Origin of the sequence: Burkholderia sp. B21-005 (genome assembly GCF_020843965.1) — a bacterium.
In the GTDB taxonomy this organism is placed as follows: Bacteria; Pseudomonadota; Gammaproteobacteria; order Burkholderiales; family Burkholderiaceae; genus Burkholderia; species Burkholderia ambifaria.
The window spans coordinates 342672-356264 of record NZ_CP086303.1; the positions used below are offsets into that span (position 1 = coordinate 342672).

The following is a 13593-nucleotide window of genomic DNA, read 5'->3' on the forward strand; positions in this document are numbered from 1 at the left end:
AATGCCACCGTCGCGGGCGGATAGATTTATTCGATGAGCGGCGAATGCACAGCGCGCCTCTTCTATACTGCTAGACAGTCGTTTGTCATGGCAGGACTACTTGTCTGCTCGTTCGTATGTGGTGCGATCGTATTTGCCGGATGCCCGGCGTCGTACCCCGCATCGCATGCCCGCCGCGGTTTCGGCCGATGCTCCAGCCGGGCCGCATCACAAGGAGCTTCGATGCCTTACGTCCTGATCGTCGAAGACGATGCCGATACGCGAGCGATGCTCGCGGCACTCGCGCAGGCGCAGCAGCTTGCGTGCGACACGGCCGCGACGCTCGAAGAAGCGCGCACGCTCGTCTCGACGAATACCCCCGATCTCGTGCTGTGCGACCTCGTGCTGCCGGACGGCAACGGAATGGATCTGTTCGATGCATTGCCCAAGCGCGCGCATTGCGAAATGGTGCTGACCACCGGTCACGCGAGCCTTGAAACCGCGATCGACGCATTGCGGCGCGGCGCGACCGACTACCTGGTGAAGCCGCTCAACATGCAGCGGCTGAACAGCATCTTCGCGCGCGTGCCGCGCACCACCGCGCTGCACGAGGAAATCGCCGAGCTGCGCTCCGAACTGCAGCGCCTCGGCCGCTTCGGCCGGATGCTCGGCAGCTCGCCCGCGATGCAGGCCGTCTACGATGCGATCGGTCGCGTCGCGCGTACCGAAGCGTCGGTGCTGCTCACCGGCGAATCGGGCACCGGCAAGGAGCTCGCCGCGCAAACCGTGCACGACCTGAGCCTGCGCCGCCGTGGCCCATTCCTCGCGGTGAACTGCGGCGCGATTGCCGCGAACCTCGTCGAAAGCGAGATGTTCGGCCACGACCGCGGCAGCTTCACCGGCGCGGAGCGGCAGCACAAGGGCTTCTTCGAGCGCGCGGACGGCGGCACGCTGTTCCTCGACGAAATCACCGAGATGCCGGTCGAATCGCAGGTCAAGCTGCTGCGCGTGCTCGAAACCGGGCGGCTCACGCGGCTCGGCTCGACGCGCGAGATCGACGTCGACGTGCGCATCGTCGCCGCGACCAACCGCGATCCGGAAGCCGCGATGGCGGACGGCAAGCTGCGGCCCGACCTGTTTCATCGGATCAACGTGTTTCCGATCCCGCTGCCGTCGCTCAGGGAGCGTGGCGACGATATCCCGATGCTCGCCGACGCGTTCCTGCAACGCTACAACGAGGAAAGCGGCCGCAACCTGCGCTTCGCGCCGGCCGCGCGCGACGCACTGAAGACCTACGCATGGCCCGGCAACGTGCGCGAGCTGCGCAACTTCGTGCAGCGCGCGAGCATCTTCAGCGACACCGACGTGATCGACACGTTGCCGCCGCCGATCATGGACGAGTTGTCGAGCATGGTCGAGTCGCACGAAGATCGCGTGACGGTGCCGTTCGGCACGCCGCTCGAGGAGGTCGACCGCAAGCTGATCCTCGGCACGATCGCGCAATGCGGCGGCGTGAAGGCCCAGGCCGCCGAGGTGCTCGACGTCAGCCTGAAAACGATTTACAACCGGCTCGCCCAATTGGAAGACGAAACGGAAAAGCCGGACTCCTGATGCGCCGACCGCCGCGGTCATGCGCGCGCACGTATGCGCCGACGCGCAGCGTCGTCGACCCGGCGACGCAGGCGCTCGACCTTCGGCGGAATCGCATGCTCGCGCAGGATCCACGGCAGCCCGGCGAGCGCATGCGTGACGCCGCGTTCACACCACCGGCGCGGCAGCATGCGCAGCGTATGCGCGAGCGCGGCGCCGGCCGGCCATCCGAGGCATGCGGTCCACACCGCATTGCGGGTCGACACACTCACGCGCGTGTGCACGTCGCGCTGCATCGAAGGGTAATGATGAACCGTCAGGTGCGGTGCATACACGAGCCATGCGCCCGAGCGATACAGGTCGAGCGCGAGCAGCGCTGCCTCGCCGCCGAGGAAGTCGCGCGGGTAATAGCCGCCCGCTTTCACGAACACGTCGCGCCGGAATACCGTCGCGCCGGCGAGCAGCCCGAGGGCATGCGGGCAAGCATGCGGCATGCCTGTCCGTTCACCCGTTGCCGGCCGCCGCCGACCTTCCGGCAGGAGCGTGTCCGATGAGTGAACGTGCACGGCCGCAGGCCGGAAATTACGCAACCGCCGTGATGCTCGTCGCGACCGCGACCGTGCTGCAAACGCTGGCGATCCGGTTCGGCGGTGTGAACCTGCCGCTGATCCTGTACTACCCGCTGCTCGCCGGCGCCGCGTGGGCGACGTCGTTCCTGTTCGGAATCCTGTCGACCGTGATCAGCGGGCTCTTGGTCTGGACGCTGTTCCTGTCCGATGCGGCCGCGTATACCGGGCCGCTGCCCGACCGCCTCGTGCGGCTCGGCACCTTCATGCTGGTCGGCGTGCTGGTGTGCGCGGTCGCGGCGATGCTGCGGCATGCGCGGCTCACGAACGAGCGCGCGCACCGGCGCGAGGCCGCCGCGCGGCGGCAGCTCGACGCCGTGCTGCAGGCGTTGCCGCATGGCGTGATCGCGACCGATGCGAAAGGCCGCGTGACCTACGTGAACGCGGTGGCGGCCGCGCTGGCGGGCGGCGGCCTCGATGACGCGACGGGCCGTCCCGTGCGCGACGTGCTGCACGTGTTCGATCGCGACGACCAGCGCGTGCACACGACGCCGCTCGAGCGCGCGCTCGGCGGCGCGCATGCGCTGTCCGACCGGCACTGGCTGCACGGCGCCGATGGCAGCCCGCCGGTACCGATCGTCGAGGCGGCGTCGCCGATCGTCGACGCGCACGGCAACCTCGACGGCGCGGTGCTGTTGCTGCGTGATGCCGGCACGGAGCGCGCGTCGGCGGACGTGTCGCGCCTGCAGCGCGCGGTGGTCGATGCGTCGCCGGACGCGATCGTCGGGATCGACCGGCAGGGCCGTATCGTCAGCTGGAACCCGGCCGCGCAGCGGATCTTCGGGTATGACGAAGCCGACGCGCGCGGGCGTCCGCTCGAAACGCTGGTCGCGATGCGCTGGCTGCGGCGCAACCCGCTCGCCGATTCGTTTGACGCAATGCGCGAAGCGGTCGGCCCGCTCGAATTGCTGTGCGTGCGCCGCGATGGCCGGCGCTTTCGCGCAACGGTGTCCGCTGGCCCGGTGCGCGGCGATGCGCGCAGCTGCGTCGCGCTGTCGCTCACGCTGCGCGAGACGGGCGCGCAGCGCCGGCACGACCTGCGCACGCAGCGCTCGCTGCAGGGCGCGCGCGACGCGCGCGACCGGGCCGATACGTCGAATCGTCTGAAGGACGAATTGCTCGCGACCGTGTCGCACGAACTGCGCACCCCGCTGAACGTGATCTACGGCTGGATCGAGGTGTTGCGCAATACGCGCGACGACGCGCTGGAGCAGCAGGCGATCGATGCGATCGACCGCAGCGCGCGTTCGCTGACGCGTATGGTGGGCGACATCCTCGATGCGTCGTCGCTCGCGACCGGCAAGCTGCGGATCGACCCGATGCCGGTCGACGTGGTGCGGCTCTTCTCCGATGCGGTAGGCGCCTTCCAGACGGCTGCGTCGTCGGCCGGCATCGTGCTCGAATTCGAGTGCACGGCGAACGCATGCGTGGTGTCGGGCGACGCGGAACGCCTGCGGCAGATGCTGGCGAACCTCGTGTCGAACGCGCTGAAATTCACGCCGGGCGGCGGTGCGGTGACGGTCGCGCTGTCGCGCGACGACGCGCATGCGGTGCTGGTCGTGACGGACACCGGGCAAGGCATTCCGCCCGCGTTCATTCCCCATGTATTCGACATGTTCCGCCGCGCGGACGGTTCGCCCGCGTCGCCGCGGCGCGGGCTCGGGCTCGGCCTGTCGATCGTGCGCCACATCGCCGAGCTGCACGGCGGCCAGGTGCATGTCGAGAGCGCGGGCCGCAATCGCGGCGCGACCTTCACGGTGACGCTGCCGGCCGGCTGGCAGCCGACGGGCGTGATGGCATGGGGCATCGCGCAGGTCGATGGCCGGCGCGATCCGCTGATGCTCGATGCGCAGCGTATCCTGATCGTCGACGATGATGCGACCACGCGCGCGAGCCTGACGGCCGCGCTGACGACGCTCGGCGCGGCCGTCGCGATCGCCTCCTCGGGCCGCGAAGCGCTCGCGGTCATCGCCGACCTGCAGCCGACCGTCGTGCTGTCTGATCTCGCGATGCCCGACGGCGACGGCTTCTGGCTGCTCGACGCGTTGCGGCACGGCGGTGCGAACGGCGCGACGCCGCGCGACCTGCGCGTGCTGGCCGTGACGGCGCACGCGGGCCCCGCCGACGAGCGGCGCGCGCTCGAAGCGGGTTTCGACGCCTTTCTGTGCAAGCCGGTCGACGTGCGCGAGCTGGCGCACAAGATCGCGCACGCGACGCAGCGCGACGGCTGACGCGTGACGCGCATCGGCCGTCGCGGCAGCGCGGGCCGTGACGCCGGGTCAAGTCATCGCGTTCCTCCTCATGTCGCCGCCGCCGGCCGGTTCCGCGTGTTGATCTGCGCGAGCATGTGCGACGCGATCCGCGTGCTGCGCACCAGGTCGCCCGGCTCATGATGCACCGCCTGCCGATGGATGAAATACCGCGCGGTATGCGCGATCCCGGTCGAGAGCGGTGTCGTCGCGCGCCAGCCGAGGCGCCGGTGCGCGACGTCGAGATCGGGCCGCCGCTGGCGCGGATCGTCGGACGGCAGCGGGTGGAACTCGATCGCGACCGTCGCGCCGACGATCCTCACGACCTCGCGCGCGATATCGATCATCGCGATCTCGTCGTCGCTGCCGAGGTTCACCGGCTCGCACGCGTCGCCGGGTTCGTCCATCAGCCGGATCAGCGCGTCGACCATGTCGTCGACATAGCAGAACGAGCGCGTTTGCCGGCCGTCGCCGTAGACGGTCAGCGGCTCGCCGGCCAGCGCCTGCGTGATGAAGTTCGACACGACGCGCCCGTCGGCCGGATGCATGCGCGGTCCGTACGTATTGAAGATGCGCGCGATCCGCACGTCGACGCCGTACTGCCGGTGATAGTCCATGAACAGCGTTTCCGCGCAGCGCTTGCCTTCGTCGTAGCACGCGCGCAGGCCGATCGGGTTCACGCGGCCGCAGTAGTGCTCGTCCTGCGGGTGCACGTCGGGGTCGCCGTACACCTCGCTGGTCGACGCCTGCAGGATGCGCGCCTTCACGCGCTTCGCGAGGCCGAGCAGGTTGATCGCGCCGTGCACGCTGGTCTTGGTCGTCTGCACCGGGTCGCGCTGGTAATGCACCGGCGACGCGGGGCAAGCCAGGTTGTAGATCTCGTCGACCTCGACGTACAGCGGAAACGTCACGTCGTGCCGCATCAGCTCGAAGTTCGGCACGTCGAGCAGGTGAGCGATGTTGTCCTTCGTCCCCGTGTAGAAATTGTCGACGCACAGCACGTCGTGCCCGGCCGTCACGAGGCGTTCGCACAGATGCGAGCCGAGAAAGCCGGCGCCGCCGGTGACGAGGACGCGTTTGCGATCGCAGCCCTTCATCATGCATTCTCCTTGCGGTGCGCGAGGAGCCCCGGCGTGGCGGCGACGGGCGTGCGCCGGCCGCTGGCCGCCGTGCCGGCGCGCTGCGGATGCGCGACGTCGCGATAGATGTCGACGAGGCGGTCGGTCACGCCGCGCCACGTATAGAAGCGGTGCGCGCGCAGATAGCCGGCGCGGCCGAGCGCGTCGCACAGGTCGGGCCGCGCACGCAGCTGCATAAGCCGCCGGGCGAGCGCGGCCGGATCGCGCGGCGGCACCAGGTAGCCGGTGACGCCGTCGTCCACCGTGGTGCGGATGCCGCCGACGTCGCTGCCGATCACCGGCGTCGCGCATGCCATCGCCTCGACCGGCGTGATGCCGAACGGCTCGTACCACGGCGTCGTCACGAACACGTCGGCCGCGCTGTAGTACAGGTGCAGCACCTCGCGCTCGCGCCGGCCGACGAAGATCACGCGTTCCGCGATGCCGGTGTCGTGCGCGAGCGCGGCGAGCCGCGCGAGTTCCGGGTCGCGTGCCGGATCCGGCGTTGCCTGGCTGCCGCCGACGATGTAGAGCCGCGTCGGCCGCTGCGGGTCGCGCGGCATCCGCGCCAGTGCGTCGATCACGGTGTCGACTCCCTTGCGCGGCACGAGCCGCCCGAGCTGCAGCACGGCGAACGCATTCTGCGGCCAGCCGAGCTGCGCACGCGCGTCGGCACGCGGCACCGGCCGGAATTCGCGCGCATCGAACCCGCACGGCACGATCTCGATGCGCGCGGCGTCCGCGTGGTAGTGCGTGGTCAGGTCCAGCGCGTCCTGCGGGGATTCGGCGATCAACCGGTCGGAGCGGCGCGCGAGCGTGTCCTCGATCGCGAAGCGTTCATCGGGAAAGCCGTCGGCCGCGCCCTGATGCAGCCGCCGCACGCGCCCGAGCGCATGGAACGTCGTGACGAGCGGAATGCCGAGACGCTTCTTCACGCGCAGCGCGGCCTCGCCCGACATGAAGAAGTTCGCGTGCATCACGTCGACCGGATCGGGTTCGCGCCGCATGCGCGCGATCATGTGGTCCGCGAACGCACCCATGTACGGCAGCAGCCGCTCCTTCGGCACGTCGACGGGCGGGCCGGCCGGCACGTGGATCACGCGCATGCGCGAGCCGATCTCCACGACTTCGGGCAGGTGCGGATGGTCGCAACGCGTGTAGACGTCGACATCGAGGCCGCGCTCGGCCAGCTGCTTCGCGACGTTCGCGACGTAGACGTTCTGCCCGCCCGCATCCACGCCGCCGATCACCCCCAGCGGCGACGCATGTTCACTGATCAACGCAATTCTCTGCATGGTGTTGCTCCGGTGGTCGAGGCCCGCGCCGGCGGGTCCCGTTGCGCCCCGATTCGGCAATCGGCATGCCCGGGGTTTTGCGCGTGAAGCCGCCCGCCGGTGCGCCGAAAAAATTACAACGCGTTGGATGAAAGGGCGTCCGATCGGCGTGCCGCGCGCCCATGGGGCGTACTGCGCGCGGCACGCGATTTGCGCCATGCGGCTACCCGCCGGCCATGCCGGCCCCCACGAAAGGAGGTCACGATGAAGGTATTCCCGCTGCAAGCCCGCGCACCGCGCTTGCGCCGTCATCCCGCGACGCGCCTCGGCATGGCGGTCGCGATCGCCGCGGCTGCCGCCTGCACGGCCGTCGCGCCGAACGTGTTCGCCGCCGGCGACGACGGCGCGTCATCGTCATCCATGTCGTCGTCGACGCATACGAGCACCGGCGCGAAGATCCGCGACGCGACCATCACGACCAAGGCCAAGGCCGAGCTGGTCGGCACGAGCGGCCTGTCGGCCGGCGACATTCACGTGAAGACGCGTCGCGGCGTCGTGATGCTCACCGGCAGCGTGCCGGACGAACAGCAGCGCACGCAGGCGGTGAGTGTCGTCAGGCGGATCGAAGGCGTGCAGGACGTGCGCGACCAGCTGACCATCCGCCCGAAATAACCGCGTCCCGTGAAAGGAGTCCCCTGATGAAGTGCATGCTCAAACCGGTCGGCGAGCAGACGATCGTGATCACGGGCGCCACGAGCGGCATCGGCCTCGTCACCGCGCGCAAGGCGGCACGGCGCGGCGCGAAGCTGGTGCTGTTCGCGCGCAACGAGGCCGCGCTGAACACGCTGTGCGACGAAATTCGCCAGCATGGCGGCCTCGCGGTGCCGGTCGCCGGTGACGTCGGCAATGTCGAGGACCTGCAGCGCGCGGCCGCGAAGGCGGCCGATACCTATGGCGGCTTCGACACGTGGGTCAACAACGCGGGCGTGTCGATCTTCGGCACGGCGGCCGCGGTGCCGCTCGACGATCAGCGCCGGCTGTTCGACACCAACTACTGGGGCGTCGTGCATGGCTCGCTCGTCGCATCGGACCATTTCCGGCGCAAGAGCGATTTCCACGGCGGCGCGATCATCAACATGGGCAGCGAGGCGTCCGACGCACCGGTGCCGCTGCAAAGCGCGTACGCCGCATCGAAGCACGCGGTGAAGGGCTTCACCGATTCGCTGCGGCTCGAGCTGGAGTCGGATCACCTGCCGGTGTCCGTCACGCTGATCAAGCCGGCCGCGATCGACACGATGTTCGTGATGCACGCGAAGAACTACATGAACGTCGAGGCGAAGCTGGCGCCGCCGATCTACGACCCCGACCTCGTCGCGGACGCGATCCTGTTCGCGGCCGCGCATCCGCGCCGCACGCTGTTCGTCGGCGGCGCCGCGAAGTTCACGTCGGCCAGCGCGTACCACGCGCCGCGGCTGTTCGATCGCGTCGCGGCCACGCTGTTCTCGCGCGGCCAGCGCACGGTGCGCCCCGCGCGGCCGCGCGACGACAACGCGCTGTACGAGTCGCGTCACGCGTTGCACGAGCGCGAAGGGATGGAGGGGCACGTGCTGCGCGGGTGCGCGTACAACGCGGTGGTGCAGCGGCCGAAGGTCGCCGGTGCGATCGCGCTGGGCGCGGCCGCGCTGGCGGTCGCCGCATTCGCGCGCGCGCGCCGCGCGCCGACGTGATCGCGCGCCTTTCCGTTATTTCATTCGAAGGAGGTTTCCATGTCATCCCGACAACATACGGGCCATGAATACAGCCACTCGCGCGCGAACGAAGGCGAGCGGGTGCAGCAGGACCACGACAAGGGCGGCCACCAGACAGGGCACGGCAAGGCGCCCAGCCCCGTCGACGTGCAGAAGGCGCTGAAGGGGATGGACTATCCGGCCAGCAAGGCGGACATCGTCGAGTGCGCGGAACGCTCGCATGCGGATCCGGGTGTGCTCGATATGCTGCGGAAGATCCCCGATCGCGAATACGGCACGCCCGCATCGATATCGAAGGAACTCGGGCGGTTGATGTGAGCGCCGCCGCGTCGCGCCGTGCGTGCCGTCGCGTGCACGGCGCCTCATCATCACCGTCACCGTCACGAGGAGGAGCATGAGCATGGCGATGATCGTCGCAGGCCGCTTCACGACCTTCGATGAAGCGGAAGGTGGGGCGCGCCACCTTTACGAGCGCGCGTTCGGCCCGGACGACGTGTCGATCTTCTTCCTGAACCCGGGCGGTCAGCACGCGCGCTTTCCGATCGGCGGCGACGTGTATGCCGATACGGCCGCGAAGCCGGGCGGCCGCGGCGCGATGATCGGCGCACTGCGCGGGCTGCTGATCGGCGCGGTCGTCGGGATGATCGTCTATGCGGTCGGCGTGCGCTACTGGTTCGTGCCGGCCGCCGGCGCACTCGCCGGCGCGTATCTCGGCGCATTCGGCGGCGCGCTCGGCCGGATGCGCGGCCAGCAGGCCGAAGGCAAGGGCACGCTCGCGCACACCGAGACCGGCGTGATCCTGGCCGCGCGCGTGACGGCGACGACGGCGGCCGCCGCGGAAGACGTGCTGCGCGCGACCGGCGCGCAATCGATCGAGCGCGTCGAAGGCGACTGGCAGGACGGCCAGTGGCGCGACTTCGATCCCGTGCGCCGGCCGGACGGCACCACCCAGGGCAGCCCGCGTTGAGCGCGCCGTTTCTGCACACGCTTGCAATGCGGTGCGCGGCTCGGGCCGTATCACCCTGCGCGGGCCGGTGCGCCGTGCGCGGCACGCGGTTTGCGACGTGTCGCCGGCACCCGTTCAAGGAGGAACTCATGACCACGGCAAAGACCCCGCCGCCCCAGAAGCAGACGCAGCAGCCGGGCCGCGAGCGGGACATGCATCCGAAGCCGCGCGACGAGGCGGCCGATTACGTCGGCAGCGGCAAGCTCGCCGGCAAGGTCGCGCTCGTGACGGGCGGCGACAGCGGGATCGGCCGCGCGGTCGCGATCGGCTTCGCGAAGGAGGGTGCGGACGTCGCGATCGTCTACCTGAACGAATCGGACGATGCCGCGCATACGAAGCGCCTGATCGAACAGGCCGGCCGGCGCTGCGAGGCGATCGCGTGCGACATCGGCGAACGCCGCCAGGCGCGCGATGCCGTGGCGCGCACCGTCGACAAGCTCGGGCGGCTCGACGTGCTCGTGAACAACGCGGGCGAACAGCATCCGCAACCCGGCATCGAGGACGTGACCGAGGAACAGCTCGAGCGCACGTTCCGCACCAACGTGTACGGGATGATCTTCTGCACGCAGGCGGCGCTGCCGCACATGAAGCACGGCGGACGCATCGTCAACACCGCGTCGGTCACTGCGTATCACGGCAGCCCGAAGCTGCTCGATTACTCGGCGACCAAGGGGGCGATCGTCGCGTTCACGCGCTCGCTGTCGATCGAGCTGGCCGAGCGCGATATCCGCGTGAACGCCGTCGCCCCGGGGCCGATCTGGACGCCGCTGATCCCGTCGACCTTCAGCGCCGACGAGGTGGCGAAGTTCGGCTCGAACGTGCCGCTGAAGCGGCCGGGGCAGCCGGACGAGCTGATCGGCTGCTACGTGCTGCTCGCGTCGGAAGGCGCGAGCTACATGACGGGACAGACATTGCATCCGAACGGCGGCTCGATCGTCGGCGGCTGACGGCTCCCCCCACGCAAGGAGAAAGCGCATGAAGCAACCCAACTGGACGATCGCGGCGCTCGCCGCGGGCGTGCTCGCCGTGTCGGCACTCGCGCACGCCCAGATGCCGAGCGAGCCGCCCGCATCGAATTCGCATGTGCCGGGCGGCGTGATCAACCCGTCGTCGGGCGGCGCCATGGGCGACGCCGGCATCGCGAAGGCGCCGCAGGGCGGCGACGCGGAATTCATCGACAAGGCCGCGATGGCCGGCAAGGCCGAGGTGCAGGCGAGCCAGCTCGCATTGAAGCAGGCGCGCTCGCCGGACGTGCGCGCGTTCGCGAAACGCATGGTGGCCGATCACGGCAACGCGAATGCGAAGCTGACCGAGATCGCCGCGCGCAAGGGCATGAAGCCGCAGGTCGAGCAGATCACGGATCCGGATGTCGAGGCGCTGCGCGGCAAGAGCGGCCGCGACTTCGACACCGCGTATGTCGCGGCGGCCGGCCCTGACGCGCACCGCAAGGCGGTCGCGCTGTTCGAAGGCGAGGCGCGCGACGGCAAGGACCCGCAGCTGCGCGCGTTCGCTCAATCCACGCTGCCGACGCTCAAGCATCACCTGAGCATGGCGGAGACGCTCCAACGCAAGGTGGGCGCGCAGTAACGCGCGCCCGGTTCAACCCCAGGGCCGCGTGGGCGGCCCGCTTTTTCGGAGAAGCAGTCATGGCCCAACGGCAATCGAAGCACGAAGGCATCCTCGAACTGCTCTGCCAGGCATACGAGACCGAGCTTGGCGGGGCGAAGATCTATGAGGCCGCGATCAAGTGCGCGACCGACGCGGACCTGCACAAGGAATGGGAGAAGTACCACCGCGAGACGATGCATCACCAGGAGGTGCTGCGCAAGGTATTCAAAACGCTTGGTCTCGATCCGGACACGCAGTCACCGGGGCGTGCCGCGGTGGCGGCGACCGGCAAGTCGCTGGTGCAGGTGATCGAGCAGGCGAAGAAGCAGGCCGACCCGGCGGTCGCGCAGGTCGTCGCGGCCGAATGCGTGGTGCTCGCCGAAACCAAGGATCACCTGAACTGGGAGCTGATCGGCTATGCGGCCGACCAGTTGCGCGACAGCGACGCGGCGAAGGCGCTGAAGGCCGCGCACGATGAGGTCGAGGCCGACGAGGACCATCACCTGTATCACACCCGCGGCTGGGCGCGCGAGATGTGGATCGAGTCGATGGGCTTCAAGGCCGTGCTGCCGCCGCCGGAGGAAGTGAAGAAGGTCGAATCGGCGGCCGATGCGGCGCGTGCCGAACGTTCGCGCGGCAAGATGATGTAACCGCGCCGGGCCGGCAACCGGGACGTGCCGCATGCGCGGCCGCCCGGTCGGCCGGCTTTTCTATTCCGCGCTCTTGCTTTTCGCTTGAATGGTTGCGCATGCAACCGCATCGTCACGATGAGGTTGGGCGCGTCCGATGAACGCCGACGCGAGCTGCACGGCCACCATCATCGGCAGCGCGACGACGGGCATCCACAGCATGTGGAAGCCGAACTGGCTGCCGGCCCGCGCATAGACCGCGACGTTGCTCGGGTCGGCGTCCGACGCGCCCGCGAGCAGGCCGGGGCCGAGCCGTCGGTACCACGGCTTCGCGGCACCGGCGGCACCGGTGTCGCGCGACGCGTCGTCGCGGCGCAGGTCGCTCATTCGGCGTCGCCCCGTGCACCGTGCGTGCTGCCGCGCGCGAGGCGCGACGCGGTGCGCAGCGCGTCGACGAGCGTCCGGTACGCGTGCTCGCGCGAATCGGCGCCGCGTGTGCGCAGCACGTAGGACGGGTGATAGGTCGCGACGACGAGACAGCCGTCAGGCGAGCGCACGGGCTTGCGCGTGCGCTCCAGCGTCGCGTCGTTGTCCTGCAGCACGGCACGCAGCGCCGTCGCGCCGAGCGCGACGATCACGCGCGGGCCCAGCGCGGCGAGCTCGCGTTCGAGCCAGTAATGGCACGCGGCGACCTCGCGCTGCGCGGGCGTCTTGTGCAGCCGCCGCTTGCCGCGCGGTTCCCACTTGAAGTGCTTGACCGCGTTGGTCACGTAGACGCTCGCGCGCTCGATGCCGGCTTCGTCAAGCGCGCGGTCGAGCATGCGGCCCGCCGCGCCGACGAACGGGATGCCGGTGCGGTCTTCCTGATCGCCCGGCTGCTCGCCGACCAGCATGATGCGCGCGTCGGCGGGCCCCGCGCCGGGCACCGGCTGCGTCGCGTGTTCCCACAGCCCGCAGCGGCGGCAGGCGTCGAGCGTGGCCGGCGCGTCGTCGTCGGCCGTGGCGGGCTTCGCGGGCGCGTGGCGCGTCATGCGGGGCCTCCCGCGCAGGCTGGCGCCGCGCCTGTGTCACGGTGCGTTCGCCAGCGGGCTGCAGGCGAATCGAAGTCCTTGCCGGGTCGGAACATTGGCGGTGCGCGCATCGACGGCTCCCCTATCGAATCGACGATATCGACGACCTGCAGCAACCGGCATGCCGCATGCAGGCGATATCTGCGATATGGGCGCGCGGTTTGCGCCGCGGCCATCTCCGATTACAGGGAGAAACGCGATGCAAACCACTCCCGGCGACGATCCGGCGGCCGACGACGTGCTGCTATGGCGCACGCCCGATAGCGTGCCGCGACGGCCGTGCCGCGTGCTGGTCGTCGACGACTATCGCGACGCGGCCGATGCGCTGCGGTTGCTGCTCCGGGCGCGCGGCTTCGAATGCCGCGTCGCGGACGATCCGTTCGCCGTCTGCGATCTCGCGCGCGACTGGCAGCCGTTCGCGATCGTGCTGGACATCGCGATGCCGGGCCTCGACGGCCTGCAGCTCGCGACGCGGCTGCGCGGCGACCCGCGCACCGCACCGCCGACATGCTGCTTATCGCGTGCAGCGCATTCGCGTCGCAGAACGATCGCGACCGTGCGCGGCAAGCCGGCTTCGACGCGCACTGCGCGAAGCCGCTGACGCCGCACCGGCTGCTGCGTTATCTGGACGCCGCATTCGGCGGTGCGCGGCCGGGCGCGGGCGTTACACGGCGCGTGTAAAAAAACCGCGTCGGC

General features: G+C 69.9%; 12 protein-coding genes and 3 pseudogenes. 10 read left to right on the forward strand and 5 right to left on the reverse strand.

Annotated elements, in window-relative coordinates:
• The first annotated feature begins 222 nt into the window (after nt 1-222).
• Nucleotides 223-1590, forward strand: a complete 1368-nt coding sequence (locus LMA02_RS32070) for a sigma-54-dependent transcriptional regulator (protein WP_228910695.1) — start codon at nt 223-225, stop codon at nt 1588-1590.
• 17 nt (nt 1591-1607) lie between these two features.
• Here the strand turns inward: LMA02_RS32070 and LMA02_RS32075 are convergent.
• A pseudogene (locus tag LMA02_RS32075) lies at nt 1608-2039 on the reverse strand (glycosyltransferase family 2 protein); the annotation flags it as partial.
• Between the two features lie 80 nt (nt 2040-2119).
• On the opposite strand from LMA02_RS32075, the gene LMA02_RS32080 reads away from it, so the two are divergent.
• The gene (locus tag LMA02_RS32080; protein WP_228910696.1) at nt 2120-4426 is read left to right on the forward strand and encodes an ATP-binding protein; all 2307 of its coding nucleotides are present in this window, start codon (nt 2120-2122) and stop codon (nt 4424-4426) included.
• A gap of 68 nt (nt 4427-4494) precedes the next feature.
• Here the strand turns inward: LMA02_RS32080 and LMA02_RS32085 are convergent, their stop codons facing one another.
• The gene (locus LMA02_RS32085; protein ID WP_228910895.1) at nt 4495-5541 is read right to left on the reverse strand and encodes a UDP-glucuronic acid decarboxylase family protein; all 1047 of its coding nucleotides are present in this window, start codon (nt 5539-5541) and stop codon (nt 4495-4497) included.
• On the reverse strand, nt 5541-6857 hold the full coding sequence (locus LMA02_RS32090) for a glycosyltransferase family 4 protein (RefSeq protein ID WP_228910697.1): 1317 nt from the start codon (nt 6855-6857) through the stop codon (nt 5541-5543). The genes LMA02_RS32085 and LMA02_RS32090 overlap by 1 nt, the downstream gene beginning before the upstream one ends.
• 243 nt (nt 6858-7100) lie before the next feature.
• Here LMA02_RS32090 and LMA02_RS32095 point away from each other — a divergent pair, with 243 nt between their 5' ends.
• From LMA02_RS32095 to LMA02_RS32125, 7 genes are all read left to right on the forward strand, one after another.
• Nucleotides 7101-7508, forward strand: coding sequence for a BON domain-containing protein (locus LMA02_RS32095; protein ID WP_228910698.1), 408 nt, complete (start codon nt 7101-7103; stop codon nt 7506-7508).
• 26 nt (nt 7509-7534) lie between these two features.
• On the forward strand, nt 7535-8563 hold the full coding sequence (locus tag LMA02_RS32100) for an SDR family oxidoreductase (protein WP_228910699.1): 1029 nt from the start codon (nt 7535-7537) through the stop codon (nt 8561-8563).
• A 39-nt stretch (nt 8564-8602) separates the two neighbouring features.
• Nucleotides 8603-8902 carry a DUF2795 domain-containing protein gene (locus LMA02_RS32105; protein ID WP_228910700.1) on the forward strand — a complete coding sequence of 100 codons (300 nt, stop codon included), beginning with the start codon at nt 8603-8605 and terminating at the stop codon, nt 8900-8902.
• Between the two features lie 82 nt (nt 8903-8984).
• Nucleotides 8985-9551 (forward strand): hypothetical protein, encoded by a 567-nt coding sequence (locus tag LMA02_RS32110; protein WP_228910701.1) that lies wholly within the window; start codon nt 8985-8987, stop codon nt 9549-9551.
• A gap of 128 nt (nt 9552-9679) precedes the next feature.
• On the forward strand, nt 9680-10537 hold the full coding sequence (locus tag LMA02_RS32115; protein WP_228910702.1) for an SDR family oxidoreductase: 858 nt from the start codon (nt 9680-9682) through the stop codon (nt 10535-10537).
• A gap of 28 nt (nt 10538-10565) precedes the next feature.
• Complete coding sequence (locus tag LMA02_RS32120; protein WP_228910703.1) at nt 10566-11177, forward strand: DUF4142 domain-containing protein; 612 nt, start codon at nt 10566-10568, stop codon at nt 11175-11177.
• Nucleotides 11178-11236: 59 nt separating this feature from the next.
• The gene (locus LMA02_RS32125) at nt 11237-11848 is read left to right on the forward strand and encodes a DUF892 family protein (protein WP_166726246.1); all 612 of its coding nucleotides are present in this window, start codon (nt 11237-11239) and stop codon (nt 11846-11848) included.
• Nucleotides 11849-11977: 129 nt separating this feature from the next.
• On the opposite strand, the pseudogene LMA02_RS32130 reads toward LMA02_RS32125, so the two are convergent.
• Nucleotides 11978-12214: pseudogene (locus LMA02_RS32130) on the reverse strand (divalent metal cation transporter); the annotation flags it as partial.
• Nucleotides 12211-12858 carry a UdgX family uracil-DNA binding protein gene (locus LMA02_RS32135; protein WP_228910704.1) on the reverse strand — a complete coding sequence of 216 codons (648 nt, stop codon included), beginning with the start codon at nt 12856-12858 and terminating at the stop codon, nt 12211-12213. The gene LMA02_RS32135 and the pseudogene LMA02_RS32130, both read right to left, overlap by 4 nt.
• Nucleotides 12859-13096: 238 nt before the next feature.
• On the opposite strand from LMA02_RS32135, the pseudogene LMA02_RS32140 reads away from it, so the two are divergent.
• Nucleotides 13097-13578: pseudogene (locus LMA02_RS32140) on the forward strand (response regulator).
• The last annotated feature ends 15 nt before the right edge of the window (nt 13579-13593 follow it).